The 25593-nt window shown below is 64.9% G+C and carries 32 protein-coding genes; 14 read left to right on the plus strand and 18 right to left on the minus strand.

Translation table 11 applies throughout. The features are described from left to right. Window positions 1–264 precede the first annotated feature (264 nt). Window positions 265–1350 carry an RgsD C-terminal domain-containing protein gene (locus PMI42_RS28700; protein ID WP_008140906.1) on the minus strand — a complete coding sequence of 362 codons (1086 nt, stop codon included), beginning with the start codon at window positions 1348–1350 and terminating at the stop codon, window positions 265–267. Window positions 1351–1595: 245 nt separating this feature from the next. Between PMI42_RS28700 and PMI42_RS28705 the strand changes: the two genes are divergently transcribed. Then, the gene (locus PMI42_RS28705) at window positions 1596–2621 is read left to right on the plus strand and encodes a patatin-like phospholipase family protein (RefSeq protein WP_008140908.1); all 1026 of its coding nucleotides are present in this window, start codon (window positions 1596–1598) and stop codon (window positions 2619–2621) included. 314 nt (window positions 2622–2935) lie between these two features. Here PMI42_RS28705 and PMI42_RS28715 read toward each other — a convergent pair whose 3' ends face one another. Together PMI42_RS28715 and PMI42_RS28720 are read right to left on the minus strand one after the other, a co-directional pair. Then, a complete protein-coding gene (locus PMI42_RS28715) occupies window positions 2936–3364 on the minus strand; it encodes a CBS domain-containing protein (RefSeq protein ID WP_008140911.1) in 429 nt (142 codons plus the stop codon). Window positions 3365–3554: 190 nt separating this feature from the next. Further along, window positions 3555–4376: a rhomboid family intramembrane serine protease gene (locus PMI42_RS28720; protein WP_008140913.1), complete on the minus strand. Its 822-nt coding sequence runs from the start codon at window positions 4374–4376 to the stop codon at window positions 3555–3557. Between the two features lie 448 nt (window positions 4377–4824). On the opposite strand from PMI42_RS28720, the gene PMI42_RS28725 reads away from it, so the two are divergent. Beyond that, the gene (locus PMI42_RS28725; RefSeq protein ID WP_008140914.1) at window positions 4825–5379 is read left to right on the plus strand and encodes a PAS domain-containing protein; all 555 of its coding nucleotides are present in this window, start codon (window positions 4825–4827) and stop codon (window positions 5377–5379) included. Between the two features lie 6 nt (window positions 5380–5385). Here PMI42_RS28725 and PMI42_RS28730 read toward each other — a convergent pair whose 3' ends face one another. The 3 genes from PMI42_RS28730 to PMI42_RS28740 all read right to left on the minus strand — a co-directional run bounded on the left by PMI42_RS28730 (window position 5386) and on the right by PMI42_RS28740 (window position 6968). After that, the gene (locus PMI42_RS28730; RefSeq protein ID WP_008140916.1) at window positions 5386–5571 is read right to left on the minus strand and encodes a hypothetical protein; all 186 of its coding nucleotides are present in this window, start codon (window positions 5569–5571) and stop codon (window positions 5386–5388) included. After that, window positions 5571–6377: a transglutaminase-like domain-containing protein gene (locus tag PMI42_RS28735; protein ID WP_008140917.1), complete on the minus strand. Its 807-nt coding sequence runs from the start codon at window positions 6375–6377 to the stop codon at window positions 5571–5573. The genes PMI42_RS28730 and PMI42_RS28735 overlap by 1 nt, the downstream gene beginning before the upstream one ends. Window positions 6378–6578: 201 nt before the next feature. Next, window positions 6579–6968 (minus strand): COG4315 family predicted lipoprotein, encoded by a 390-nt coding sequence (locus PMI42_RS28740; protein ID WP_008140920.1) that lies wholly within the window; start codon window positions 6966–6968, stop codon window positions 6579–6581. A gap of 138 nt (window positions 6969–7106) precedes the next feature. Here PMI42_RS28740 and PMI42_RS28745 point away from each other — a divergent pair, with 138 nt between their 5' ends. Further along, window positions 7107–7613 (plus strand): GNAT family N-acetyltransferase, encoded by a 507-nt coding sequence (locus PMI42_RS28745; RefSeq protein ID WP_008140923.1) that lies wholly within the window; start codon window positions 7107–7109, stop codon window positions 7611–7613. A gap of 129 nt (window positions 7614–7742) precedes the next feature. Further along, entirely contained in the window at window positions 7743–8048 is a 306-nt protein-coding gene (locus PMI42_RS39775) for a hypothetical protein (protein WP_008140925.1), read from the plus strand. A gap of 75 nt (window positions 8049–8123) precedes the next feature. Here the strand turns inward: PMI42_RS39775 and PMI42_RS28755 are convergent, their stop codons facing one another. After that, window positions 8124–10100 (minus strand): DEAD/DEAH box helicase, encoded by a 1977-nt coding sequence (locus PMI42_RS28755; RefSeq protein ID WP_008140927.1) that lies wholly within the window; start codon window positions 10098–10100, stop codon window positions 8124–8126. Window positions 10101–10442: 342 nt separating this feature from the next. On the opposite strand from PMI42_RS28755, the gene PMI42_RS28760 reads away from it, so the two are divergent. Continuing rightward, window positions 10443–10796 (plus strand): cupin domain-containing protein, encoded by a 354-nt coding sequence (locus PMI42_RS28760; protein ID WP_008140929.1) that lies wholly within the window; start codon window positions 10443–10445, stop codon window positions 10794–10796. 1 nt (window position 10797) lies between these two features. On the opposite strand, the gene PMI42_RS28765 is transcribed toward PMI42_RS28760, so the two are convergent. From PMI42_RS28765 to PMI42_RS28775, 3 genes are all read right to left on the minus strand, one after another. Further along, window positions 10798–11232 (minus strand): VOC family protein, encoded by a 435-nt coding sequence (locus PMI42_RS28765; RefSeq protein WP_008140931.1) that lies wholly within the window; start codon window positions 11230–11232, stop codon window positions 10798–10800. 99 nt (window positions 11233–11331) lie between these two features. Beyond that, window positions 11332–11814, minus strand: a complete 483-nt coding sequence (locus PMI42_RS28770) for a DUF5680 domain-containing protein (RefSeq protein WP_008140932.1) — start codon at window positions 11812–11814, stop codon at window positions 11332–11334. 3 nt (window positions 11815–11817) lie between these two features. Continuing rightward, window positions 11818–12969: a zinc-binding dehydrogenase gene (locus PMI42_RS28775; protein ID WP_008140934.1), complete on the minus strand. Its 1152-nt coding sequence runs from the start codon at window positions 12967–12969 to the stop codon at window positions 11818–11820. Window positions 12970–13245: 276 nt separating this feature from the next. Here PMI42_RS28775 and PMI42_RS28780 point away from each other — a divergent pair, with 276 nt between their 5' ends. From PMI42_RS28780 to PMI42_RS28815, 8 genes are all read left to right on the plus strand, one after another. Next, entirely contained in the window at window positions 13246–14493 is a 1248-nt protein-coding gene (locus PMI42_RS28780) for an MFS transporter (RefSeq protein WP_035966937.1), read from the plus strand. A 51-nt stretch (window positions 14494–14544) separates the two neighbouring features. Beyond that, a complete protein-coding gene (locus tag PMI42_RS28785) occupies window positions 14545–15627 on the plus strand; it encodes an MFS transporter (protein ID WP_008140939.1) in 1083 nt (360 codons plus the stop codon). Window positions 15628–15772: 145 nt separating this feature from the next. Further along, the gene (locus PMI42_RS28790) at window positions 15773–16384 is read left to right on the plus strand and encodes a PilZ domain-containing protein (protein ID WP_008140941.1); all 612 of its coding nucleotides are present in this window, start codon (window positions 15773–15775) and stop codon (window positions 16382–16384) included. Between the two features lie 329 nt (window positions 16385–16713). Then, the gene (locus tag PMI42_RS28795) at window positions 16714–17340 is read left to right on the plus strand and encodes a transglutaminase-like cysteine peptidase (protein WP_008140944.1); all 627 of its coding nucleotides are present in this window, start codon (window positions 16714–16716) and stop codon (window positions 17338–17340) included. A gap of 271 nt (window positions 17341–17611) precedes the next feature. Then, the gene (locus PMI42_RS28800; protein ID WP_008140945.1) at window positions 17612–17938 is read left to right on the plus strand and encodes a hypothetical protein; all 327 of its coding nucleotides are present in this window, start codon (window positions 17612–17614) and stop codon (window positions 17936–17938) included. After that, a complete protein-coding gene (locus PMI42_RS28805; protein WP_008140946.1) occupies window positions 17935–18216 on the plus strand; it encodes a hypothetical protein in 282 nt (93 codons plus the stop codon). The genes PMI42_RS28800 and PMI42_RS28805 overlap by 4 nt, the downstream gene beginning before the upstream one ends. Window positions 18217–18299: 83 nt before the next feature. Continuing rightward, window positions 18300–18578: a type II toxin-antitoxin system RelE/ParE family toxin gene (locus PMI42_RS28810; RefSeq protein ID WP_008140948.1), complete on the plus strand. Its 279-nt coding sequence runs from the start codon at window positions 18300–18302 to the stop codon at window positions 18576–18578. 31 nt (window positions 18579–18609) lie between these two features. Continuing rightward, window positions 18610–18942: a HigA family addiction module antitoxin gene (locus PMI42_RS28815; RefSeq protein ID WP_035966945.1), complete on the plus strand. Its 333-nt coding sequence runs from the start codon at window positions 18610–18612 to the stop codon at window positions 18940–18942. An 88-nt stretch (window positions 18943–19030) separates the two neighbouring features. Here PMI42_RS28815 and PMI42_RS28820 read toward each other — a convergent pair whose 3' ends face one another. The 6 genes from PMI42_RS28820 to PMI42_RS28840 all read right to left on the minus strand — a co-directional run bounded on the left by PMI42_RS28820 (window position 19031) and on the right by PMI42_RS28840 (window position 22151). Continuing rightward, on the minus strand, window positions 19031–19219 hold the full coding sequence (locus tag PMI42_RS28820) for a hypothetical protein (protein WP_008140953.1): 189 nt from the start codon (window positions 19217–19219) through the stop codon (window positions 19031–19033). A gap of 10 nt (window positions 19220–19229) precedes the next feature. Continuing rightward, entirely contained in the window at window positions 19230–19370 is a 141-nt protein-coding gene (locus tag PMI42_RS39430; RefSeq protein WP_008140955.1) for a hypothetical protein, read from the minus strand. After that, a complete protein-coding gene (locus PMI42_RS28825; RefSeq protein WP_035966947.1) occupies window positions 19370–19750 on the minus strand; it encodes a hypothetical protein in 381 nt (126 codons plus the stop codon). The genes PMI42_RS39430 and PMI42_RS28825 overlap by 1 nt, the downstream gene beginning before the upstream one ends. Before the next feature lie 148 nt (window positions 19751–19898). Further along, window positions 19899–20192: a hypothetical protein gene (locus PMI42_RS28830; RefSeq protein WP_008140960.1), complete on the minus strand. Its 294-nt coding sequence runs from the start codon at window positions 20190–20192 to the stop codon at window positions 19899–19901. A gap of 3 nt (window positions 20193–20195) precedes the next feature. Continuing rightward, window positions 20196–21083 carry a hypothetical protein gene (locus PMI42_RS28835; protein ID WP_008140962.1) on the minus strand — a complete coding sequence of 296 codons (888 nt, stop codon included), beginning with the start codon at window positions 21081–21083 and terminating at the stop codon, window positions 20196–20198. Window positions 21084–21263: 180 nt separating this feature from the next. Beyond that, window positions 21264–22151: a peptidoglycan-binding protein gene (locus tag PMI42_RS28840; protein ID WP_008140966.1), complete on the minus strand. Its 888-nt coding sequence runs from the start codon at window positions 22149–22151 to the stop codon at window positions 21264–21266. A gap of 99 nt (window positions 22152–22250) precedes the next feature. On the opposite strand from PMI42_RS28840, the gene PMI42_RS28845 reads away from it, so the two are divergent. Continuing rightward, complete coding sequence (locus PMI42_RS28845; protein ID WP_081502962.1) at window positions 22251–23441, plus strand: acyltransferase family protein; 1191 nt, start codon at window positions 22251–22253, stop codon at window positions 23439–23441. Here the strand turns inward: PMI42_RS28845 and PMI42_RS28850 are convergent, their stop codons facing one another. Continuing rightward, window positions 23442–23705 (minus strand): hypothetical protein, encoded by a 264-nt coding sequence (locus PMI42_RS28850; protein ID WP_008140970.1) that lies wholly within the window; start codon window positions 23703–23705, stop codon window positions 23442–23444. Between the two features lie 9 nt (window positions 23706–23714). Next, window positions 23715–25547: a hypothetical protein gene (locus PMI42_RS28855; RefSeq protein WP_008140972.1), complete on the minus strand. Its 1833-nt coding sequence runs from the start codon at window positions 25545–25547 to the stop codon at window positions 23715–23717. Window positions 25548–25593 lie beyond the last annotated feature (46 nt).

The following is a 25593-nucleotide window of genomic DNA, read 5'->3' on the forward strand; positions in this document are numbered from 1 at the left end:
CCCCTCCCCGTCATTGCGAGCGCAGCGAAGCAATCCAGACTGTCTCCGCGGAGAGATTCCTGGATTGCTTCGCTGCGCTCGCAATGACGCTGTGGAGAGAGCGGCGCGTTGAAACTGCGCTCTCGTGCCCCAGACGCAGCGCAGCGTCCCTTCGACGATGCGCTGCAGAGCCGGGGCCCATCGTAACCGCATGCCGATCCGAGAGATGGGTCCCGGCTCTGCGGAGCGGCATTGCATGCCGCACCGCGTCCGGGACACGAGAGACTAGCGCGCCACCACTTCGACTTCGCCGTCGACGCCGTTCACGACGTTGAAGCCGCGCTCGTAGACCTTGCCCTCGTTCTTGGCGATGGCGCGGTATTCGCCTTCGGAGAGCACCACGCGCGGGAAGGCGCCGATCGATTCCTTGATGACGTCGCCGCCGGGCGTCAGCACCGACCAGGCGGTGTTGGCGAGCGCCTCGCCGCCCTTGTCACTGACGAGCTTGAGCGTGATGACGGCGGCGCGGTGGGTGATGGTGACGTCGGTGAGCTTGCCGGCCTGGACACGGATGTCCGAGCGCACCACCGAATTGGCGTCGCCATAGTTGGAGATGATGTAGTAGGTGCCTTCCGGAATCAGCACGACGTCGCCGGCGGCGACGTTCGGCACCAGCGAGGCGCGCTCGCCGGATTCGAACTGGCTGCCCTTGTAGATCGCGAACGAGATCTGGTTCTGCGGAATGCGGCTCGTGCCAACGCGGCCCTCGATGCGGAGGCCGCCGGCCGGCAGCACGAAGGATTCGCGGTCGGTCTCGGCCTTCAGGCTGACGGTGCGCACCGCGCTAACGAGGCCGAAGGCGACGTGCACGACGTAATTGCCGGGCGGCAGCACGATGTTGGGGGTGGCGCTGCGGTCCTCGCGGATCAGCTTGAAGGTGCCGTTCTCGTCGGGACGGTCGGCGAACACGCGCCAGACCAGTCCGCTGGTGATCGGGGGGGTGTCCTTGCCGTATTTCGCGGTCAGCGACAGCACGCCCTGTCCGGGCACGGCCGCATTGAGCGGCGGCGCCGGCGGCACCGTCGTGACCGCCGGCGGCGGCATGCTGGGCGTGGTCGGCTGCATCAGGGTCGGCGGCAGGCTCGGCGGTCCCGCGCCCGGGCCGGACGGAGGCGCCAGGCTGACGGCGCCGCCGGGGTCGGGTACCGAGGCCGGGGGGACCGGCGGCGGACGATCGGAGAAAAGCTGCGCCTGGGCGGCATTTTGGCCTGAAATCACCGGACCAAGAGCAAGGCACGCACCAAGGACCAGCGCCGGCAGCAGCCTGCCGCTGCGCCGCCATCCGATGATGCCGTCACCCCCGCGTGTCATGCCACCTGCTTTTCACCGAAAACGCGGCAAATTCAAGCCTCTGATATCCCAGGAAATACGGTCCGGTCCGGTTCTATGGAACCCGATTGACGCCTGCGTGATTGGAAGCGAGGCCAACAGCCTTCGCCACACTGCTGCCCCCTGCTTCCCCGAACGATGTAAACCATGCTTGGCCCTCGTTATGGCGGAGCGGAAGTGCGGTGCCTACTCTGGTGTGAGGGCTGGCCCGGGGTAGGAGAGTTTCGGTGCTGGATATGTTGAAGGGGCGGAGCGCGAACGGCTCCAATGGCGAGAAGGTCGGACTTGGCAGCATTCGCAAGCCCGTCATCGGTCTGGCACTCGGCGGCGGCGCGGCCCGCGGCTTTGCCCATATCGGAATCCTGAGGACGCTGATTGCCAACGGGATCGTGCCCGACGTCGTGGTCGGCACCTCGATCGGCGCCGTGGTCGGCGGCCTCCATGCGGCCGGCCGGCTCGACACGCTGGAGGAATGGGGGCGCAGCCTGCAAGGCATGCGCAACATCCTCGGCTATCTCGACATCCGCCTCAACGGCTCCGGCCTGCTCGGCGGCGAGAAGCTCGCCACCCGGCTCGAGGAGGCGATCGGGCAGATCCTGATCGAGGACCTGCCGATCAAGTTCGCCAGCGTCGCCACCGAGGTCCGCACCGGCCACGAGATCTGGCTGACACGCGGCCGCGTGGTCGATGCGATGCGGGCCTCCTATGCCCTGCCCGGCATCTTCGCACCGATCCTGATCGGCGACCGCTGGCTGGTCGACGGCGCGCTGGTCAATCCGGTGCCGGTCTCGGCCGCCCGCGCGCTCGGCGCCGAAATCGTCATTGCCGCAAATCTTTCCAGCGACATCTTCACCCATTCCACGACGATCTATTCGCACGGCGCCGCGCCGGAGACGGTCGCGCCCGCGGCCGAGGAAACGACGGCCAAGCGGCGCTTTCCGCGCCTGTTCTCGGCAGAGAAGACCATGAAGCGCGAGTTCTTCGGCAGCGTCGGACGTCCCGGCATCTCCTCGGTGATGGTCGACGCCTTCAACATCATGCAGGACCGCATCACCCGCGCGCGCCTTGCCGGCGACCCGCCGGACCTGTTGATCTCGCCGCGGGTCGGCCATTTCGGCTGGTTCGACTTCCACCGCTCCGAGGACCTGATCGCGCACGGCACGCGCGCCGCCGAGCGCGCACTGGAGTCGATCCAGGAGGCGATCGAGGTGCTCGCACCGGGGCCCAGTGAGACCGCCGGTCGCGAGCCCTAGCTGCTGGGCTCCTGCTTCGCCGGCGGATCCGGCATCCTGCGCTCGCTCGGGCAGACTTGCCTTGCCCCCTCATAGCTGCACGACGTCGTCGGCGGCTCGCCGCAGACGGCCTTCATCTTCTTATGGGAGACGCAGTGGCCCTGCTGATCCCGCCAGCCCGGTCCTCCCTTGCAGCCACAACCCTCACATTGGCATGCGAGTGCGGCGGACCAAGCGGCAACCAGCAGCAACGCGATCGCGGAGGTGATCGCGGCCTTCATCGACTATCGCGTTTTGCGCGCCAGCACGCGCAAAGCGCGACGAGCGGCCAAGGCTCAGGCCGTCTTGATGTAGTCGCGCAGGGCTTCCTGCTCGGACTCGTATTCCTGGACGCGGCGCTTGACGATGTCGCCGATCGAGATCAGCCCGACCACCTTGCCGTTGTCGAGCACCGGCAGATGGCGGAACTTGCCTGTGGTCATCATCTCCATGAGCTCGGCGACCGTGTCGGTCTCCTTGCAGGTGACGACCTTGCGAGTCATGACCTCGCTCACCGGCTCCTCCAGCGCGGCAGCGCCGCGCGCGCCGATCACGCGCACGATGTCGCGCTCGGAGAGGATGCCTTCCAGCCGGCTCTGGTTCATCACCAGCACCGCACCGATCTTCTTCTCACCGAGCAGTTTCACCGCAGCGGCCAGCTTGGCGTCGGGCTCGACGCTCATGATCTGGTGGCCCTTGGCGTTGAGGATGGAACGTACCGTCATTGTCGCCTCCCTGAATCGGACCCGTCCGCCTGTTGGCGGTCCGGACTTGTTCTTCGAGTCTTCAACTAACAGTTTCAGCGCCGGTTTCACGCTCGGGCGCTTTGCGAAGCATCGCTGCCAGCAGCTTGTCGCTTCGGAACATTCTTCTCTGGAATGATGGATGAATTCGGGCCGCGCCGCAAGCGCCGCTTCAAATACGGTCTGAAACGTCCTGTGATGACGCATCCGCAGCATCGTTTCGCACGCGCGGCACGGGATCGAACAGCGCGAACAGCAGAAGACCTGCGACAAAGCCGCCGATATGGGCCTGCCAGGCCACGCTGGTGGTTTCGGCATCGATGCCGATGGCGCCGACGCCGAAGATGATGTTGACGCCGAACCACACCGCGAGGAAGCCGACCACCCGCCCGTCGCGCAGCGCGCGCGACAGCGGCAGCGCCGGAACTCTTGCCGCGGTATCGGCATCCGATCGGCTGAAGGACAGGAAGCTGCCGCGAACGAAGGCAAAGCGGATCGCGGCGGCCATCGCGCCTGATACCGACGCCGAGGCGCCGATCATCGGCGCCACCGCATGCTCGTGGGTGACGAGATGGGCGAGCGCGCCCGCCGCCGCCGTCACCGCGAGAAACAGGAAGAACCTGACGGCGCCAAAACGCCGCGCCAGCGCGCTGCCGAACGGCAGCAGCCACAGCACGTTGAAGCCGAGGTGGGTCAGATTGGCGTGCAGCAGCGAATAGGTGAAGAAGGTCCAGACCTTCGCGCCGGCCCCGCCGGGGATCTCAAGATTGAGCAGCGAGGAATCGTAGCGCTTCGGGATGAAGCCGAAGACGTCGATGGTCCAATTCTCCAGCTCCGGCGGCAGCAGCACCCGAAGGTGGATCACCGCCAAAAGGAGGATGTAGGCGGTCAGCGCCACGGGCAGCGTCAGGATCGGCTCGCGCGGAGCTTCCTCGATGACTGCCGGTACCTCGGCTTGAGGATCGTGCGGCGGAGAATTGTGCGGGGAATCCAAGGCAGTTCGCTTTCAGGCGCGATCGGAGCGATACGCTTGGAGATAGTCGCCTTTGCCGGCCTTGCGCAAGTGCGCAAAAGGAAAAGGCAGGGCCCTGGGAAAGCCCTGCCTGTCCGTGTCGGCCTTACCGGCCGGAGGAATGAAGGTGTATCCCCACCCCTCCCCGGCCCGTGGCCAAACTGTTTGACGCCTGTGTACAGGCCCCGCCGAGAACCTGGAGAAAAGCGGCGAGGCTTGCGACCGCGATCACCATAGCAGGCGCGCGGCGGGCGGAAAGCGCATAGTTAATTTAACGTTAACGGCGCAAAGGCAGCCTCAAGGGCGCCGAAAACGCCCTCGCGGCATGGACGCTGCAAATCCCCTCCTGCACAACAACAAAGGGATCGCGGGTGCACTGAAGCGGGACAGCTTTGTCCCGCGACGTCGCACCCCGGGGTAAGCGTCAGTCATGAAACATCCGTCGAGCCGCGCGTTCTTCGCGTATTGGGACAAGAAGCGCGGCATTGCGCGGGCCCCTGACCGGGCCGATATCGACCCGGCCGCCGTCCGCGAGCTGCTCGGGGATATCTTCGTGCTCTCCTGCGAACAAAACCTCGGCTTCCCGTTCCGCGTCGCCGGCACGCGGGTCTGCGCGCTCGCAGGCCTCGACCTCAAGGACCAGAGCTTTGCGGCACTGTTTGTCGACGCCAGCCGCAGCGAGATCGAGGAGATCACGACAATCGTCGCCGACGAGACGCTGGGTGCGATTGCCGGCGTCACCGCCGCGCGCGAGGACGGCAGCAAGGCGCATCTCGAGCTGCTGCTGCTGCCCTTCAATGCCCGCCCGCATACGCCTGTCAGCGTGACGGGCGTGCTGGCGCCGTTCGACGACGAATGCGGCGCGCTCGGTCCCTTCACCCTCACCTCCTGGCGCTATCTGCACCAGCCGGAGAAACTGCTGCCGCGCGCGATCCGCAAATTGCAGATCGCCCGCGGGCTGATGGTGTATGAGGGACTGCGGTAGCGAGCTCTATGGTCCCGCGAGCCGCCGGGTGCCGGCGGCCGTCAGTTCCAGCTCGCCGAGCCGCCTGATCGCGTAGCCCAGATGCACAAGACGCTCCCAGTGCAATTGCGGAATCTCGCCCTGGCTCTCGGCCAGGCCGACCTTGCGCAATGAATCGAGTTCGTCGCTGCTGAGCGGGGGATGATCGGCCATCACGCGATCTCGTCGGTCCAGACCTTGAAGCTGACCAGCTCGTTCGGACCGAACGTCTGCGTGATCGGGACGTCGCAGGCATCGCGCCCCTGCGCGATCAGGATGCGGCCCTGGCGCGGCTCGTTGTTGCGCGGATCGAAGGTGTGCCAGCGCCCGCCGACAAAAGCCTCGAACCAGCCGGCGAAATCGCCCACGGCCCACGGCTTCGGCGTGCCGACGTCGCTCAGATAGCCGGTGCAGTACCGCGCGGGAATGTTCATGCAGCGGCAGAACGCGATGGCGAGATGGGCATAATCGCGGCAGACGCCCTTGCCTTCCTGGTACGCCTCCCACGCCGTCTTGGTGGCGCGCGCATGCTCGTAGCCAAACGCGATGTGGCGGTGAACGAAATCGCAGATCGCCTGCACCCGCGCCCAGCCCGGCGGCGTCTTCTCGAACAGCTTCCAGGCGATCTCCGACAACCGGTCGGTTTCGCAATAGCGGCTGCCGAGCAGATAAACCAGCGTATCGGACGGCAGCTCCTCGATCCTGTGCTGAACGGCCGAGGCAAACACGGGGTCCGCCAGGCCGCTGTCGCGAACGACGCCATCGGCGGCAAGACGCATGCGGCCGGCCGGTGCGACCATGCGGCTGCACCAATTGCCGAACACGTCCCGATAGGGCGTGATCTCGACGGCCGGCGTGGAGGTGACAAAGTCCGGCACGATCACATCGGAGGCACGCGTGAAATGCGTGCCCAGCACCATGATCATCGGCGTTGGCTGCGGGAAATCGTACAGCATTTCGAATCCGACACGGAACTTCATTCGAAATGCCCTTTCGGCGAGGTGTCAGCTCGAAATGGCTACGAAACCGCCGATTACAAGGCGCGCAGGCGGACTTACCCGCGCAACATGCCCACGCCCCGCGACAAATCGCGCCTGCGCCTCACCGCCGATGATCTTGCCGCATCAGATATCGCGCCGGCCATCGCTTTCAGCAGCGATGGCCGGCCGCGCATCAATGCATCACGGCATCGCCAGATGCCAGGCGCCGTTCAAGAAGCCGTCGCCGGTGACGTCGCCGGGCTTGGTGTCCTTGGCGAACGTGTAGAGTGGCTTGCCCTTGTAGGCCCATTGCTTTGAGCCGTCGTCGCGCGTGATGATGGTGTAGCCGTCGCCGCTGGCGTCGCCGGCCTCGGCCTTCAGCACCGGCCAGTTGGTCGCACACGGGCCGTTGCAGGCCGATTTGCCGTCCGTATCCTTGTCGAAAGTGTAGAGCGTCATGCCTTTTGCGTCGGTGAGCACGTTGCCCTTGTCGGTCTTGCCGGTCTTGGTCGGCGGCGCGGCGAAGGCGGCCGGAATGAATGCGAGCGACACGGCGAGCGTGAGCGCGAGGCGGATCGGGGATGTCGTCATGGTCTCTCCTGTCATGCAATTGGCTTGCATGGATAGGACGCCGCACGGGTCATCGTATTCCTCAGGTCCCGGCCACGATATTTTTCGCTGCGCGCGGCGGCGCGGCGGAATAAACTGGACGATGTGAGACGTACCGACATGACCAAGCCGCACTGGCGCCCAACGCGCACTTCCGACCTGCCGGCGATCAGCGCGATCGCCGCGCGCATTCATCCGGGCCTTGCCGAGCGTCCCGACGTGTTCGCGGAAAAGATGCGGCTCTGTCCCGAAGGCTGCCGCGTGCTCACCGCCGACGACGAGATCGTTGGTTACGGCCTCGCGCATCCCTGGAGGCTGAACCGGATTCCACCGCTGGATCATTTCCTCGAGCGACTCCCCGGCGACGCGGACTGCCTCTACGTGCACGACGTTGCCGTGCTGCCCGATTTCCGCGGCGGTGTCGCGCGCGACTATGTCACTGCAATCGAGGAGCTGGCACGCGCTGCCGGCATCGCGACGCTCGCACTCGTCTCGGTCTACGCCACACGGCCGCTGTGGGAGCGGTTCGGCTTCCGGCCCGTCACGGCGGATGCGGAACTACGCGCGAAGCTCGCATCCTATGGCGAAGCTGCGACCTACATGCTGCGCGATCTCGCTGCGGCGTAACGTCCCTCCCCTCGCAACCCGGCTCACGCGGGCGTGAAGCTAGCCGCTCGAACCGGCATCAACCGACCCCCGTCGAAGGTGTGTGCGGGCCGTTCTGGTCTCGCCGAACACCGAGACTGGAGAATTTCCATGAAGCTCACATTGTCGAAAGTTGCTTTGATTGCATTCGTTGCGACGACCGCATTCAGCGCAACCAGCGCCAACGCGGCGCAGTTGCGGACCTATGGCTGCGATGCAGCCTTCTTCGAGGGCTGCGGCATCCTGATCGAAGCACCGCCCCCGCCTGCCAGAAGCCGCGTCAACCTCACCCACGACACCTCGCCCACCTACATGAAGCAGACCGACCCGCGCTACAGCTCGGCGATGCGTGATGCCGGCGGTGGTGGTGGTGGCGGCGGAGGTGGTGGCGGTGGCGGTGGCGGCGGTGGCCGCTGAGCTCGCACCAGACCTTATCGATGATGTCGCCGGAGCAACCCGGCGGCATCATTGCCGTGTTTGCCGAACGGCAATTCAGCCCCGATGCTTTTTCTTCTTCGGCTTCTTGCCCGGCCCGCCCTTCGGGGCCCAGGGCGTGACCGACGGCTCGGCGTGACCCGGCTTGTTCTTGTGCTTCTTTTTCTTTCCGAACGAAGACGCCTCGTCGAAGCTCGGCTTGCGTTCGCCGTGCCCCTTGTCCCGCGGTTTGAATTCGCGGGCCTCGCGCGGCCGGTCGTCGCGACGTTCGCGATGACCACCCTCGTCCCTCTCGCGCCTGGGCGCAGGTGACGGCTCTTCCGAGCGCGCCTGCTGCTGCGGCGCGCCCGCCATCGGCTCGAGGCGGATATTGTCTTCCTTGTCCGGACGCTTGATCTTCGCCGCGAAAGATTCCGCGACCCGCTCGGAAATCTCGAACTCGGTCGTGGTGTCCATGATCTTGATGGCGCCGATATCGCCCTTGTCGATGCCGCCGCGACGGCAGATCATCGGCAACAGCCAACGCGCTTCCGCGTTCTTCTTCCGTCCGATGTTGGCCCGGAACCAGACGCTGCCGTCCGCCATGCCATGTTTCGACGACGATTTTCCGGACTTTGGTCGAGGCCTTTCGGGGCGATCATCGCTGCGCGAATTGCGGGCATCGTCGCGCGGCATCCGATCGTCGCGCGACGCGCGGACATTGTCACGACCGCGATCGTCGCGCGGCCGGCTCGATCGCTCGCCGGGATCGATGATGTCTTCGGGCGACGGCAACCGCGCTCGATAGAGTCGCGCGAGTGCGGCTGCGATATCCTCGGCCGACCGCTCCGCCAGCAAGGCTTGCGCCAGCGCAAGATCGTCGGGCGTGGTCTCCTCGGTGAACAGCACGTCCTTCATGCGGTCGTGATCGAGCTTGCGGATCTCCTCGGCCTGCGGCGCCGTGCCCCAGTTTGCGTCGACGCCGGCGAGATTGAGCAGCATTTCCGCGCGCCGCCGCCTGATAGGCGGCACCAGCAGGACGCTCGTCCCCTTGCGGCCCGCGCGCCCGGTGCGGCCCGAGCGATGCTGCATGACCTCGGCGTCGTTGGGCAGATCGGCGTGGATAACGAGGTCGAGGCTCGGCAGATCGATGCCGCGGGCGGCGACGTCGGTCGCGACGCAGACGCGCGCGCGCCCGTCACGCAGCGACTGCAGCGCCGTGGTTCGCTCGTTCTGCGTCAATTCGCCTGACAGCGCGACCACGGAGAAGCCGCGTTCCAGCAGCGCCGCCTGCAAATGCCTGACGTGATCGCGCGTGCTGCAGAACACCAGCGCGCTCGGCGCCTCGTAGAAGCGCAGCACGTTGACAACCGCGTGCTCGGCATCGGCGGGCGCGATCCGGATGGCGCGATACTCGATGTCGGCGTGACCGCCTTCATCGCCGGCGACCTCGATGCGGAACGCCTGCTGCTGATATTGCTTTGCCAGCGCGACGATGCCGCGCGGAAAGGTCGCCGAGAACAGCAAGGTGCGACGCGTCTCCGGCGTGGTCTTGAGGATGAATTCCATGTCCTCGCGAAAGCCGAGATTGAGCATCTCGTCGGCCTCGTCGAGGACGACGACCTTCAATTCCGAAATGTCGAGGCGATTGCGGCGCAAATGGTCGCATAAGCGGCCGGGCGTGCCGACGACGATGTGCGCGCCGGCTGCAAGCTCGCGCTGCTCGCGACGCGGATCCATGCCGCCGACGCAGGAGACCACGCGCCCATCCGCGTACTGGTAAATCCAGGCCAGTTCGCGCTGGACCTGCAAGGCAAGCTCGCGGGTCGGCGCCACGATCAGGGCGAGCGGTGCGCCAGCCCGTTCAAATCGCTCGGCGTCGCCAAGCAGGTCCTTGGCCATGGCCAGCCCGTAGGCCAAGGTCTTGCCGGAGCCGGTCTGGGCCGAAACCAGGAGGTCGCGGTCTGCGGCCTCGTCGGCGAGCACGGCGAGCTGGACGGGGGTCGGACGGTCGTAGTTGCGCTCGGCCAAAGCTCGGGCGAGCGGCGGACTCATGGTCGGGAATGACACGGGATAAACCTTGGTTGGTCCAGGCACGGAACGTCGAGCCGCGCGACCTGAAGCTGCGTAGGCGGCAAATGGTCCGGCCGCACGCGTGGTGATTTGATTTGCACGCTCTTTACGCCAAGCGCGGGCAAATCACCATGCCTATGACGCATGGCTTTGGCGACATCGCGAATAAGCTTACCGGCCGCCCGACCCACTACATCCAGCGTTTTCGGGCCGTTTTGCTGCATATAGTGAGATTTGCGCCGAAGCGGGGGATTTCGTGCCCCTTGCCGCGCCCGCAATTCGATCCCAAATCGAGCCTCGCGAGAGAGCAGAAACGGGGAAAACATGGCTGACAGCATATCGCTTGCCGACAAGCTCGCGACCTTCCAGGACTTCTGGTCTCCGCGCACGATCACGACCTTCAACGATTGCGACGTGATGGTGGTAAAGGTGAAGGGCGAGTTCAGCTGGCACAAGCATGACGACACCGACGATTTCTTCCTCGTCCTGAAGGGCCATCTGGACATCGAATTGCGGGACCGCATTGTGACGCTCGGCCCGGGCGAGCTCTACGTCGTGCCCAGAGGGGTCGAGCATCGGCCGGTGGCGCGCGAGGAGGTTCACCTCATGCTGATCGAGCCGACCGGCACGCCGAACACGGGCGACAAGGCCACCGCCGCGGCGCGCAAGCTCGCATAGATCAGATTTCCGCGTAGACCTCCAGCAGATTGCCGTCGGGGTCGCGGAAGAACAGTGTGCGATGCCCGAAGGACTGGTTCGTCGGCGGCGAGAGCAGCGCCACGCCCCGACGCAGGAGCTCATCAGCGCATGCATCGACTTCGGCCGCGGATACCTTGAAGGCCAGTTGCAGCGAGGCGCTGCCCGCGGGCGTCGGCGCATCCGCCGCGGTCCGGCTCGGCTTCGCCAGGGCCAGCGTATTGCTGCCGAGGCCGTACTCGATCCAGTTCGGCGAGAGCTCCCGCAGCAGGGATAAGGCGAGCACGTCCTCGTAGAAGCGGCGCATCGCGGCCATGTCGCGCACGAAGATGACGGTGTAGTCGATCGCGCGGATGGCACGGAAGGGGGAATGCGGGTTCGGTTCGGATGTTTTTTCGTCTGTCATCTCGTCGTTCATTCCAAATGCCTACTTGTAGCCCGTATGGAGCGAAGCGGAATACGGAGCCTCGGGCACGAATCCCGGATTACGCTTCGCTCCATCCGGGCTACGGATCATTTATCGCAGCAATCCGCCACTATAGCGCAGCTCATACAGCAGTGTGCCACCCTGCCGCGCAATCGTCTCGACACCGTGAAAACGATCGAGCGAGCCCTCCACCTCGTTGCGGTAGATCATGCCCGCCTGCTCGAACAGCCGCGGTCCGCGATAGGGCTCCTCGGCGCGCACGCCCAGCAGCGCCTGGCGCAGGAATTTGTAGATCGCGAGGAAGGTGTCGCGGTCCGTGATGTCTGCGCGGGCGCCGCCGCTGTAGCTCATCGACCAGACGACACGGTCGTCCCGCGACACGGTCTCCTGGCCGACGAAAAATCCCATCCCGAAATAGATGTCGCGATAGGCGTAAGGCGGCGCACGATGCTCGAGCTGCTTCGAGCCGGCGAGCAGCGGCGTGGCCACCGTGGCATCGTCGTCGAGGCCGGCATAGGTGCGCCGCTTGGCTTCGACCAGGAACGTCGCGAGATCGTGCGGGATCGACACCATCGGCTAGACCACCAGCTCCGGCCAGGGCACGATGGTCGACTTCACCGTCTTCATCGCCATCGCATCCTTCACCGCCTGCGCGACGCCAGCTTCCGTGAACGGGTAGATCGTCTGCATCTTCAGCCAGGGATATTTGCCCGCCGTGCGGTAGAGCATGTCGACGCCGAGCGGCAGGTCGTTGCCGGTAAAACCCCAGGAGCCCAGCACGTTGAGGTCCTTGGTGCAGATGCGGTGCCAGGAGGTGTCGATCGAGCCGGCATCGGTGAACTGGCCCATCTCGACATAGGTGCCGCCATCACGCAGCATCTCGATGCCTTCGGGGCCGGCTGAGGGGTGGCCCGAGCAATCCATCACCAGATCGGCGCCGAATCCGCCGACGATCTCGCGCACGCGCGCGATACGCTCCTGCGGCGATTTCAGCTCCTCGATGTTGACCGTCGCCTCCGCGCCGAATTCGCGGGCGAGCTTGAGCCGCGGCTCCTCCGGCGCGCCGACGCAGATGACGCGCCCTGCCCCCATCTCCTTTGCGGCCGCGACCGCGAGAATGCCGATCGGGCCGGAGCCCTGGATCACCACCGTATCGCCCCATGAAAACCCGCCGGCACGGCTCGCGCGGTTGAAGGCGCGGATGCAGGAGGTCAGCGGCTCCGACAGCGCACCGAGCCGCAGCGACATGTCGTCGGGCAGCTTGTAGATCTTGGTGCCCGGCAGCATGTCGAGATCGACATAGACATATTCGGCCCAGCCGCCCCACATGTGCGGCGCCTTGTCGAAGCCGAGATAGCGGCCGTAATAGACCGGCGTCAGGCATTTGTTGGCGGTCTGCGGATAGTGGATGCAGTAATAGCAGCGGCCGCACGGCATCAGCGGGGGGATCATCACTTTGGAGCCGACCTTCAGCGGCTTGCTCATGAAGTCTTCGGTGAATTCGTCCCCACATTCGACGATGACACCGCCGAGCTCGTGGCCGAGCGTGAACGGCCAGGGCAGCGGCTTCGGCCAATGACCTTTCAGGATATGCACATCGGTGCCGCAGACCCCGCAGGCACCGATCTTGATCAGCGCAGCCTTGCGGCCGACCTTCGGCCACGGCACGGTCTTGATGACGGGCTCGGAGCCCGGCCCTGCGTGGGTGCAGACGCGAATCTGTTCCATGGATGAGTCCTCGATGCCCGTCTGTTATGATTGATTGGTGCGGGCGTAGGGCAAAGCGTATGTGAGACGCGCGGTCGTGCCAAGGTGGCAGTCGTAGCCCGGATGAGCGTAGCGACATGCGGGGGCAGTGGTCCCGGATATCGCTTCGCTCATCCGGGCTACGGGACGACCACGACCACCGACGTCATGCATGGCAGATGTCCAAGCACACCCAAGTGTCTTGAGCACTCGCCGGCGACCGTGTAGGCACGGCTCAAGTCCCACCCTGGTGCCCGCTTGAACCCCCATCCGCAAAATCCCGTCGCCTCATCCGGCTCGTTCGCGGCGATGAAGTCAGTGCCCTATCGGCTCCAGTTCATCGCCTATGTGCTGGCGATGATGGCCGACAATATCGAGCATGTGATCAGCTATTGGGTGGTGTTCCAGAAATTCCATTCGCCGACGCTGGGCGGTTTTGCCGTGCTGTCGCACTGGCTGCCGTTCCTGCTGTTCTCGGTCGCCGTCGGCGGGCTCGCCGACCGGTTCGATCCGCGCCGCATCATCCAGTGCGGTATGCTGCTGTTCATCATCGCCTCCGCCGGATGGGGCTTCTTCTTCATCACCGACACCATCGAGATGTGGCACGCGATGCTGCTGCTGGTGATCCATGGCTGCGCCGGTGTGCTGTGGCAGACGCCGAACCAGCTGCTGCTCTACGACCTCGTCGGGCCCGCCGATCTGCCGAGCGCCGTGCGGCTCAACGCGATGGCACGCTATCTCGGCATTCTGGTCGGGCCCGCGGTCGGCGGAATCATCATGCTGACGCTCGGCACCTCGCACGGCATCATCTTCAACACGCTGTTCTACCTGCCGATGCTGCTGTGGCTGTTCTGGGCGCCGGTGCGCGACAAGAGCATTGCGGTGCGGCGCTTCGCCATGCGCGGCTTCGGGGACATCCTGCTGACGATGCGCGCGATCGGCACCCAGCCGGTGCTGACGGCGATGACCTGGCTTGCCGGCCTCACCTCCTTCATGATCGGCAACGCCTATCACGCGCAGATGCCGGGCTTTGCCGGCGATCTCGGCCATGGCGATCCCGGCGTCTCCTACAGCGTGCTGCTGGCGGCGGATGCCGGCGGCGCGCTGCTCGCCGGCATCGCGCTGGAATCCTGGGGCCGGCTGAAGGGCACGCCGCGTACCGCGATCCTGCTCGCGGTGTTCTGGAGCGTGGCGCTGCTCGGCTTTGCTTCGGTGCGGATCTATCCGGTCGCGATCGTGCTGCTGTTCCTTGCCGGCTTCTTCGAGCTGTCGTTCAACACCATGGCGCAGGCGCTGGTGCAATTGAACGCCCCGTCCGACATTCGCGGCCGGGTCGTCGGGCTCTACAACATGGCCGGGCTCGGGATGCGGGCCTTCAGCGGCATCACCGTCGGACTGTTCGGCGCGGCGATCGGCATTCACTGGTCGCTCGGGCTCTCAGCCGCGGTGCTGCTGGCGCTGCTGTGCTTGCTCTATCAGCGGGCAGCGAAGACGGCGACCGGTTGACTCTCGTCGCGCTCCACCGCAACCTCGCGCGAAGGTTGGGGAGATGAGGCGTTGCGCAATCGCTGGGGCATTCTTGCGATCCTGTTCGTCGTGCGTCTCACCATCGCATTCCAGTTCCAGAGCGTGGCCGCGGTCGCGCCGCTGCTGCAGCAGAGCTTTGGCGTCGGGCTTGCCGATATCGGCATCCTGATCGGGCTTTACTTCACACCGGGCGTCGTGCTGGCGCTGCCGGGCGGCGCGATCGGCCGGACGCTCGGCGACAAGCCCACCACCATCGTTGCGCTGCTGCTGATGACGGCCGGCAGCCTCGTCATGGCCATGACCGATATCTGGGGCTGGCAGATGGCGGGCCGGCTCACCTCCGGCGCCGGCGGTGTGCTGCTGACGGTGCAGCTCACCAAGATGGGCACCGACTGGTTCGCCGGGAAGGAGATCGCAACCGCGATGGCGATCTTCGTCAACTCCTGGCCGGCGGGCGTTGCGATCTCGCTGCTGGTGCTGCCGGCGATCGGCACTGCCTATGGCGCGGGCGCGGTGTTCCTGTCGGCCGGCGCGCTGACCGCGATCGGCATCGGCTTGATCCTGTTCTATCAGCCGCCGCCGGGCGCGACGGCAGGCGCCGCCGGCTCAGGCCGGCTCGATCCCGTGGCGCTGCTGGCGGTGATTGTCGCTGGCGCGATCTGGGGTCTCTACAATGTCGGCTTCGCGATGATCTTCTCGTTCGGCCCCTCCCTGCTGGTCGAGCGCGGCTGGAGCATCGCCGCGGCGGGCTCGGCGATCAGCGTCGTGATGTGGCTGTCGGTGATCTCGGTCCCATCAGGCGGCTATCTGGCTGATCGCGGCAAGCCGCTTGTCCTGACGATCGCTGCCAGCCTCGCCGTCGCCGGTTTGCTGGCCTGGCTGAGCCGGTCCGACGCCGTGATCACGATCCTCGTCCTGATCGGCCTGGTCGGGGGCTTCCCGGCCGGTCCGATCATGAGTCTCGCCTCACGCGTGCTCGTCCCGGAGACGAGAGCGATCGGCATGGGCGTGTTCTACACTCTCTTCTATGCTGCGATGATGGCAGGACCGGCGGTCGCCGGCCGGCTCGCCAAGTCGGCCGGGACCGCGCCGCGCTCGACCTCGGCGCGCTGACGGTGCTGGCCTGCCCGCTCCTGATGTGGCTTTTTGAACGCATTGTGTCTGTCCGTGATCGACGCCCGCAATCCTAACGCGGCATTAACCCTATGCACCTTAGGGTCGTCCCGGACTCCGCCAGGCGGGGGGTCGGGTTGTGAAAATGGCGTTGGCGAACAAAAAATTTCTTCCGGCCGCCGAGGAACGTCGGCGTTTCCAGCGGGTGAAGGTGCACCTGCTCGGCCGCTACATGCTGCCGGACCGCCGGGAATTCCCCTGCCAGGTGATCAACATGTCGCCGGGGGGCCTTGCCTTGCTCGCTCCCGGCATCGGCAATGTCGGCGACCGCGTGGTCGCCTATCTCGACCATATCGGCCGCGTCGAGGGCAAGATCACCCGCATCATCGACAATGGCTTTGCCATGACGATCGGGGCGACGCCCAGGAAGCGTGACAAGCTCGCGGCACAGCTGACCTGGCTCGCCAACCGCGACATCCTCAATCTGCCGGAAGATCGCCGCCACGACCGTATCGTGCCGCGCAATCCGATCGCGGTGCTGACGCTCGAGGACGGCACCAAGATGACCTGCCGCATCATCGACCTTTCCTTGTCCGGTGCCGCCATTGCCGCCGAGAACCGCCCGCCGCTGAAATCGACGGTTCTGCTCGGACGCGTCCAGGGCCGCGTGGTCCGAAACCTCGAAGACGGCTTCGCGCTGGAGTTCGTTCACGCGCAGCCGATCGAGACACTCGAAGAGAGCGTTACCGCGCGGTAAAGCGAAACAGCGCCAAAACCGGCCTTTTTCCATCCCTGAAGGCGGCCTCCGCGATGCGGACGCCGCCTTTTTCGCGTCTGGCGACGCATCCGCGCGGGTTAACGCGCGGCCTCTGCGCTCATGGAAACGGCGGTTCCGCCAGCGTTTCCGCGTTAATTCCTAAAATTTGAATCAATTGCAGTCATTTCAAATTTTACGAGAATTCGATTCAAGTATAGATCGAATTCGCGGCTAGTTTTACTTGCATTCGTCTCGACTTGACTTGGCTGACTTAGCGGCAACTCAAAAGCTCCGGCGCAATGTGGTCCCAACAAGAAACGGGGGCCGCAATGTTGGACTTCAGGGGACAGGGGAAGGGTTTGGCGCTGGCTGCCATGCTCTTCGGGATCAGCGCGACGGTGCAGGCCGGTGAGAACCGTCTGCTCTACGCAAGCCTCGGCGACACCACGCGTGCGCCGATCGGCTGGGTCGAGTTCTGTGCGGATAACGCCGCTCAGTGCCAGGGCGCACCGACGCAGCCGCGCGACATCGTGATGTCGCAGGCCGCATGGCGCGACCTCGTCAAGGTCAATCGCTGGGTCAACGAGACCGTCAAGCCTTTGACCGACCAGGAGCACTGGGGCGTGATCGAGAAATGGTCGCTGCCGTCGGACGGTTACGGCGACTGTGAAGACTACGTGTTGCTGAAGCGCAAGATGCTGATGGATGCCGGTTGGCCCCGCGAGGCCCTGCTGATCACCGTCGTGCGCGACAAGAAGGGCGAAGGGCACGCGGTGCTGACGGTGAAGACCGACAAGGGCGAGTTCGTTCTCGACAATCAGAACGAGAACGTCGTTGCCTGGACGGAGACCGGCTACCGCTTCGTCAAGCGCCAGTCGCAGAGCGATCCCAACGTCTGGGTCTCGCTCGGCGATACCAAGCCGGCGGTCTCCACCGCCAGCGCAAGAGATCAGTAGAGACAAGAAACGAGTTACGCGACCCGGTCACATCCCCACCCCTCCCCGTCCCAGACCGGTTCGCGCGCGGCCAGCCATCCCCCAATGGCTGGCCGCAACTTTGTCAAGCGCGCGGAACGCGCTAAATTCCACTGGAATCAAAGCGGTATAGCGCGTACGACCGCGACGTTTCGAGACGTCTCGCGACGGAACGTTCCCCAAACACGACGTCTCGATACGGGGAAAAGCCGGGGAATTTGTTCTGGCTGCGTTCCGTGCCATAAATTGGCCCATGCTTACCGACCTTTTCCTGCGAAAGACCGTGATCGGCGGCGATACCGCGCGCGGCGACTACCTCGTGATTTGGGATGACCTCACGATCGGCCGCATCTTCAAGACGGTCGCCGTCGGCGGCAAGGACGCTTGGCAGTGGTCCTGCGGCCTGCCGAACGTTCCGCAGCGAAGCACCCATCGCGGACGCGCCGGCAGCCTCGATGCGGCGAAAATCGACTTCCGGGCCGCCTGGACGGAGCTGCACGCCGAGCTGAGCCATGAGGAGATTCGCGAGGCCCGCGCGATGGACGCCGACCGCTCGCGGCCCTGGCATCGGCGCGGATGAGCTGGTCAGCCGCCTTCGACGAGCCGGTCGCGCTGCCCGACGGCCGGACGCTGCTGACGCTGCTCGATGCCGGCGAGTATATCGCCGCCCTGCCGAAGACAACCCAGCAACGCCCGGAATGGCAGGCGGCGACCGAGGCGATCCTGCTGGTCGCCGAGCGCGGCGGCGATACCATGCTCGCTCGCATCGGCATGCTGCGCGCGCTCAACGCCGGCAAGCCAAGTGCAGATCCTGCGCCGCGCAGGAAAAGGGCAAAGTCCTACCGCGTGATCTCCTAGAAAAATGTAAAGTAACACTTGACATATCGATAGTGACGCTTTACAACTTCACTCAACAACAGCGGATTTGAGTGGGGCGAGCGATGATCAAGACTTATCGACACAACGGCCTGAAGGAGCTAATCGAGACCGGCAAGACGGCGCGGATCGATGCGAAGTTTCACGCACGCTGCATCGAGGTGCTCGACGCGCTCCAGTCAGCGACCGACCTGCGCGCCATGAACCGTCCGGCTTTCCGCCTCCACCAGTTGAAGCAGTTCAAGCCCGTGCGTTACTCGGTTTGGGTGTCCGGCCAGTGGCGGATCACATTCGAATGGGATAAGGGAGATGCCTACCGTGTCGATTTCGAACAGTATCACTGAGGGGCGGAGCGCCCCTCACCCGGGCATGACGATGGCGAAAGAATACAAGGCCGGCCCGATCCGGCGGAAACCGACCCACCCGGGCGCAATCGTCAAACGGGACGTCGAGGCGTTGGGGCTGTCCGTCAATCAGGTAGCGCTCGCCATCGGCGTGACGCGTGCTGCGCTCGGCAATGTGGTGTCCGAAAAGTCGGCCGTCTCGCCAGACATGGCCCTGCGGCTTGCCGCCTACTTCCGCACCGAGGCCAATCTGCTGCTCGACATGCAGCGGGACTACGACGTCTGGACCGCGCGCGAGAAGATCAAGGGCGAGCTGGACAAGATCGAACCGGTCGAATGGGACCGCGACGAGGTCAAGGGCTAGAACGGAATATCCGACAGCGGACAGAACGCCGGCATCACGACCGGCCGGCAGACATGGCCATATTGCTTGGCCATGTTCTCGCGCGCCGTCAGCCACTGGAGCTGGGCCCGGCCGCGATCGAGCGGACCGAGCGGCGCGCATAGACCAGGCCGCCGCCCTGGTGGCTGACGGCATAGGTCCATCTCCACTGCATCAGGAAGTCGTAATCTTCCGGGGACACCTTGACGACGTACTGGACGCGCGCGCCGATGGTGATCGTGCGATAGGGTGTAAACACGCAAGTCTTGTCAGCCGCCGATCGAGGAGCGGATCGTCGTGCCATCCGAGAACATCAACAGCTCCGCCAGGGTCCAGAGCGCGGCCGCACCCGCGACCGCGCCAAGCGCGATGGTGCCGTAAACCACGATGCGACCGATGATCTCGAACATCAGGTCATGCTCCCTGGCATGAAGCAGCGGATGGACGGGCCCTGGTAGCCCCAGATCGGCCACACCATCGTTTGCCCCGCCCGGTTCGGCTCCGTGATCACGGCATCGTCGGGCACGTCGACCCAGATCATGTTCGCCTTGTCGGCATCGTCGTTCGAGATCGGGATCCTGACGCGATAGTGCCCGCCGCTGGATTCCCAGTCGACGTCGGCAAGCGCGTAGCCGTCGGCATCCGAGCAGCACGGGCCCTTGCCGGAACGCAGGCTGTCGAACCAGGGCTTGAGGGGTGAAGCCGCATAACGGCCGTCGAGATCGCGCGCATGGGCATAGCGCGCTCCCAGCATCGCTGTGGCGAGGATCACCAAAGCGAGCAGCACCATCACCCAGCCCTTCAGGATGGTGCCGCGGTCAACGCCCGCGCGGGCATCGCGCCAGGTCTCGAGCGCGCAACCGCCGAGCAGGACTACGGCCACAGCCGCGCCCAGCCAGAGATCGTTCTTTGTTGGCATGTGTTTGAACCGTGGCTGGCTATTTCTTGTCGTGCCGCTCGACGTAGCCGTGGCCGTTGCGCAGCTCGTCGTACCACTTCATCAGGAGACCGATCTGCATCTCCTGAATAGCGACCTTCTTCAGCGTCTCGCCGAAGCTCTTGAACTCGTCCTTCATCTCGGCGAGCTCGTCACGCATTGCCCTGAGTGTCAGGCGCGTGGTCACATCATCGCCGCCGCGGCGATAGAGGAACGCCGCGGCGACGCTGAGGCCGCCGACGAGCGTGAGAAGATCGCCGGCGCGAAACGTCCATTCGAAGGTCAGGCCACCCATCGCCTAGAGCCCCGGCACCAGGGTTGCGAGCCCGGCGCCCCCCGAGATCACGAGCCCGATGAAGCCGGTGATATCCTTCTTCACCATCGAGGCGACCGGCGAGCACTTGATCATGAAGTCGGAATCCGGCTGCAGCGCGTTGCGCAGCTCCACCATCTTCTCGAAATTGCTGATCAGCGCCGGATCCGGCATCGGCAGCGGATTGCCGGAGTCATCGGTCACGGCCTTCTGGCGCACCGTGATGATGTCGATCCATGCCTGGTAGCACGGCGCCGTCACCTTGCTGCCGGAGGCGTTGGCGAGCTTGAGCGCATATTGCAGGTCCGGCAGAAGCTTGGCGTCGAGGGCGCCGAGAATGTCGGAAAGTCCCACCGACGCCCGGCCGCTGAGACCGCCCGAACTGCCCGCGTCCGAATTGGCCTTGATGTCGGCGATGATGTTGCCCGTGAGAGCTTTGCGCACCTGCGTCTGCGCGTGCGCATCGCCGGCAAAGGCGAAGAAGCCCGCGAGCAGGAGAACGGCTATCGCCGCCGCTCCGCGTGCCGTCTGACCCACGGCGCGCTGGGCGGCGGGCGTGGCCTCCACCTTCGCCGCATCGGCCGCTCCCGAGGTTGCGATCTGCGCCAACGTCTGGTTCGCCTGCGAATTGACGGATATCTGCTCGATCCCGGGCATCGCGGCGACCGTCTTGATCATGCTGCCCTGCCCGCCGAACATCGTGACGAGGCCGCCAAGGAAGCCGTTGCCGAGGGTGGCAACGGCGAGAACCGCCTTCACCATGCCCGGGCTGAGCGAGAGGTCACCGAGCTGACCGGCGCCGCCCAGCAAGGTGGTGTTGAACAGGATGACGATGCCGATCCACTGGAGCGTGGTAATGTCGCTAAGCTTCATGTGTTTTCCTTTCCTTGGGGTCAAAAGCAGCAGCGCGGGTGCCGCGTGTCAGGCGGTCCGTTGCATTCGTAATAGGGTGGGCAGGGAATGAACGTCGGGGCAGCTGCGCGCGCCAGCAGCCACGCGATGGCAGCCACGGTCAGCAGCAGCGAGAGCGCCAGCGCCCGACGGTTCATCATCTCAAGTGAACAGCAGCCCGAGCGACTTCAGCGTCTCGGGTGCCGCAAGGCCATTCGGCGCGATCCCGTGCGAGGCCTGATAGGCGGCGACCGCCGCGCGGGTTTGACGGCCGTACGAGCCGTCGACCATGATCTGATCCGGCAGCGCATGGGCCTCGTTCAGCGCCGACTGCAGCGCCTTCACGGATTCCGCATCGTTCATGTAAGGCAAAAAGCCGCCGCCGACGCCGTCGGGCAGCGGCGCGGGCGCCGGCACGGTCGACGGCTCCTCGGTCGACGCGACGGCCGCACCAGCCCCCGTTCCGATCGCAAGGTCCGGCCGGAGCTCTGCGATGCGCAGCAGCACCGGGACGATCCCGAGCTGTACGTCATAGGTTGAGGGCGACCAGACGCCGTCGCTCACATACTTCCCGCCTGGCCCCCACGGCTTGTCGTAGATCGTGGTGGCCGACCACAGATAGCCGGTCGGCCGGCCGTGCGCGCGCGGGCCAAAACCGTTCCAAGCCTCGCCCTTCCAGCAGGCATACTCCATCGACCAGGGCGAGGAATTCTTGTCCAGCCCGTCATAGTGGATGTAGTACCGCATCGCATCGAGGCGCGACTTGAACGGCCCCTTGCCGCGCGGCACGTTGGTGGAGACGCGGTCCCAGCGGTCGCCCTGGCCCAGCGCCCGGGTCGGGTCACAGTTGCTCTCGCGCAGCTCCAGCACCCCGATGAAGGCCGGCGGGATTGCGGTCCCCTCACAGGCCGCGACATAGACCTCGAGATTGTCGGGGCGCAGGACCCGCTTCGCCGCCGCGTCGATCGACGACACCTTGGCGGGATTGACCTTCATCACCGCCAGGTAGCCTGCGTATTCGCCCTTGAGGGCTTCGTAGGGGTGCTGCATGGAACCTCCGGTTTGAAAAAGTTAAGGGTGCTTACCCACAGACGGCACAAAGCCGCCCGAAGGCGGCTTGTCAGGCATGGCTCGCGGCGGTAGGACTGCTTGAGGAGCACAACCAATGCTGAAGCGGATATTTCAGGTCTTGCGCAGGTGGCTCTCTGGCCCCGCCCCTCAACCTGTTCGAGAGACCGAGATCGACGATCTCGAGCGGCGCGGCGGCATCTGGTGATATTCGACGCCATACGATCGTTGGCGGCGCTCGCCGTCTTGCTGGGGCATGCTGACGGGACCTTCCCGCCGTTCGCGCCTGACAAAACCCATCACATCGCCAGCGCGCTGTGGCCCCAGCAGATGGGCGTTGTCATCTTCTTCCTGCTGTCAGGCTACCTCATCACGGAAACACTGGACCGGCGCCTGCGCGACCCCAAGGCGACCTTTGCCGACTTCGCGATTGACCGCTTCGCACGGATCTACTCGGCCTTCTTGCCGGCGATCATCGTGGTCGCGCTGATCGACATCTACAGCTTCAGGACCTGCCCCTATCCGAGCCCTGAGACGATCGCCCGGTTCACGCCCGGAATCTTCATCGAGAACCTGTTCATGTTGCAGGCGCCGGATGTCGCGTGGCCGTTCGGCTCCGGCAACCCGTTCTGGTCCGTCGCCATCGAGTTCTGGATCTATATGTTTGTCGGGCTCTCCGCCTTTGCCCTCCGCGATGGCCTCACACCTGCAAAGGGCATCGCCATCATCGCCGTGTCCTTCATCCCGCTGCAGTCGATCGACTCCAACAATTTGGTCTTTGTGCCCTGGGTGATGGGCGCGATCGTGAGACAGGTGATTGCGACCGGCGCGCTGCGCAAGGTGGCGACCTCGGCGCTGCTCGCGACCCTCGCCGCCGGCGTCGGCATGGTCATCTGGCGCAACATTCTTGGAGAGACGCGGGTCTACGATAATCTGACGTCGCTAACACTCGCCGCGACATTCCTTGCAATCGTTGCCCTGTCAAAGCGCCTGCCGGAACAGAACGTCGCAACCATTATCGCCGCATGGTTCGCGCGCTGGTCCTACTCGCTCTACCTCCTGCACCACTCCGTGTTGCAGCTCTTCCACAGCGCCTTCGGCGACGATCCGCCGATCCTCATTCCCATCATCGCGTCAATCACCCTCTCGATCGCCTTTGCGGAGCTGACCGAGGTGCACCATCGCAAGCTGGGCGCGTTCCTCAAGCGGCAGCTGCACGAGCGGGTTTTGCCCTATGTGCGCAGCTTTTCCGTCAGAGACCGGATCCTCTGATCAGGGCCGCACGCGCGAAAAGCAGTTGAAGGCCCCCACGATGGCCGGTGATGCCACGGTGAATTGATCGCCGGTTGGCGGGTACACCTTGTCGAGTTCTGCCTGTCCGCGCTGAGCGCCAAACTGCTGACAATCAGCCTTGGTCGGGAACTCTGCGCTCTCCACTTCAAATGTCCTGTAGCGCTTCGCATCGGGCGCATCGCCGGTCGGAATTGGCGTGATGACCAGATACCAGATGGTGGTTGCGAGAAGCAAAAGGTTCATGTTGTCCTCCTAGAACGTGACGGCGTTGGGGGTGAATTTTACCTGCTGAACGATGTTGGTGTTGTAGCTGACGCCGCCGGCCATGCCGTTGCTCACGATGTTGGTGCAGGACGCGCCGGGGATCATCTCCATCACGATATTCCCGGACGTGTTGGTGCCGTTGAGCTGAACTTGCCCCGTGCACGTGACGGTCCCGCTACCAAAATTGACATTGCTGATTTTGACCATCGTGGCGGCAAGCGAACCGCCTTGGCTGTCGACCACAATCCCGGCCGGGATCTGTTCTCCATGGCCGTTCCTGATCTGCACCAGGCCGCCGTTGACGAGAAACGCCGCCTGTGCAGCCAGCGGCGCAGTCGAAGGCCCGCCGACTGCAAACTTGTTGATGTCAAAGACGACGCCGGTCACGTTCATACCGCTCGCGGTCGTGTCGCCGATGCGGATGCCGTAGTTGGAGCCGTTGAAACCGCATTCGATGTCTTCGATGGTGACGTACGAGGCCCCGCCGTAGCCCTTCTGATAGAAGAAACAACCTCGATTGCCGGCCTGGATTTGAATGTGCGTCGCGCCGCCGGAGTGCTGCGTGTTGTTGCTGTGCACCATGGCGATGTTGGCGTTCGCCGCCTGGGTGCGGTTGGCGATCAGCCCCATCGCCTCGATGCGCGCGTCGAAGCATGCAAAGTGTGTGTTGGGGTCGCACAGCTCCACAAAATGTGTCGCCGCGAAGAACGTGCCGCACATGCCGAGGATGGATGCGTAGTTTCCAGCGCCCATGAAGTTGACGCCCTGCGGCACCACGAGCGAAACGTTGGTGGGGCCGCAGATGTTCGAGGCGCCTTTGGGCTGGTACACGCGCCCGCCCCAATAACCGGTCACGCCGCCAACCGCGGGGTTGGTGGAATAGTTCGCGAAAAACAGCGACGACTGGATGCTGGCAAAGTCGTCCGTCGTGCCGTCAATTTTAGCGCCAAACTGCTTCGTGTTCGGCATGCCGCCGCTGTCAACGACGAACTGCCACGGGTTCGGGCTTGAGGCGCTGTCGTTGAACGACGCCTTCGCCGTGACGATCGCGTTGACCGTGCACGTGAAGCCGCTTCCGGTGCCGCCGATCGAGGCCGGCGAGGCGCTGAGGACGTCACCAACCTTGTACTTGTTGCCGGGCGAATACGTCACGTCGACGGCCGTCACCGCGCCGCCCGCGATCGTGAAAACACCGTACGCCAGAACGCCGCTGCCGCCCGTCAGCGGGACGCCGAAATAGGTGCCGTTGGTGTACGCGCTGCCGCCCGCGATCGTGCAAGGTGCACTGGCAAGGTTCTGATCGATGAAGGACGTTCCAACGGCCTGCTTCTGGAACGTCGCGCCGCCGCCATCACCGGCCGTGGCGTATCCCTGCGTCATGATGACGGAAAACGCCGACAGATCCAGCGTCGCGGCAATAGTGCGCGATGGCAGCACGGGATTGAGGCCGCACTGCCAGCCGGTACCGCTTACCCATTTGGTGACCTGGTAGGACAGCGTGCAAGCGGTCAGCGCAACATCCGACGTCGTCGATCCGTTCAGCGAGGCCTTGAAGGTGTTGGCCGCGCCCGTCGCGAGCTTGGCGTTGGTGACGTTGCCGTCGAGGATCTTGGAGGTCGTGACCTTGTTCGCCCCGATCGCGGTAACGCCGGCCGCATCGTTGGTGACGTCGCCGGACAGCGATTTGGGCGCAACGTTCCCGTCGCTCTGGCCAATCATGATCTGGCCAGAGGACATCGTGCCTCCGGTGTCCTGCGCGGAGGCCAGCGAAGAGACAAGCGCGAGCGCGAGCGCGCCCGCAAGCAGCTTGCGGATCAGCATCGGGATGAGACCTTGTTTTAGGGTCGTTGCGTGAAGGGGCAGCTTG

Origin of the sequence: Bradyrhizobium sp. YR681 (assembly GCF_000282615.1) — a bacterium.
In the GTDB taxonomy this organism is placed as follows: domain Bacteria; phylum Pseudomonadota; class Alphaproteobacteria; order Rhizobiales; family Xanthobacteraceae; genus Bradyrhizobium.